This window comes from Streptomyces adelaidensis (assembly GCF_016598475.1).
Taxonomy (GTDB): Bacteria; Actinomycetota; Actinomycetes; order Streptomycetales; family Streptomycetaceae; genus Streptomyces; species Streptomyces adelaidensis.
Genome location: NZ_JAEMUX010000272.1, coordinates 1 through 770, shown reverse-complemented (window position 1 = coordinate 770; position 770 = coordinate 1). Strand labels below are relative to the sequence as shown.

Sequence of the window (770 nt, the reverse complement as noted above, 5' to 3'; positions counted from 1 at the left end):
GTTCTGGTGAGTGGGAGTGAGCGCGCGTGTTCAGTGTCGTGTCGCGCGCCTCGGCCGTGGGGGTTGATTCTCGGCGGGGAACTGACGTTCTTTCATCGAATGCGTGACCTTCGCGGGTGACGCTCGTTTGCCATGGCGACGGAACTTCGGGTGAGGCCGGGCGGGGGTGACAGGGGTGGGCGAGCTGAGGTACATCGCGCCGCCGTTTGTCGCGTCCGGCCCGGGTGGTGTGGCTGTCCGTACCCGCCTCAAGCACCTGACGCCCGGCGACGAGGAGGTGCTGCGCCTGGTGGGCGGGCATTTGGGGTCGCTGGCGTCGAAGGATCTCAAGGCGCGCTGCCGGGACGCTCTGGAGCACTCGGCTGAGGCGTGGGCGGTGCGTAAGCGGGAGCTGACGCCGCTCTCGTCGTCGCGGTGGGCGGGCAGTATCACCAAGGCGTCGCATGACCAGTGGGCGCTGGCCCGGCGCTGCCAGTCGGCGCACATCGAGAACCTGGAAGCCGGCGTCCGCACCATCGAGGACCGGCTGGCCCTGCCGGTCGGGCGGAAGGGGACGAAGAAGGCGCCCGGGGGTTACCGGTCCCAGCGGGAGTGGCATGCGAAGTCACGGCGGCTGCGGGTGCTTCAGGACCGGCTGACTGCTGCGCGGGCGGATCGCGAGGCCGGCATCGTGCACGTCGTACGCGGCGGCAGGCAACTCGCCCGCACCCGACAGCACCTGGAGGCAGCCCGGCTCACGGAGTCCGCGTGGCGGGGGCGTTGGGAGGCGG

1 pseudogene is annotated in these 770 nt (G+C 70.9%); it reads left to right on the top strand.

Annotated elements, in window-relative coordinates:
- Positions 1–175: 175 nt before the first annotated feature.
- Positions 176–770, top strand: a pseudogene (locus tag I8N67_RS41795) (IS200/IS605 family accessory protein TnpB-related protein); the annotation flags it as partial.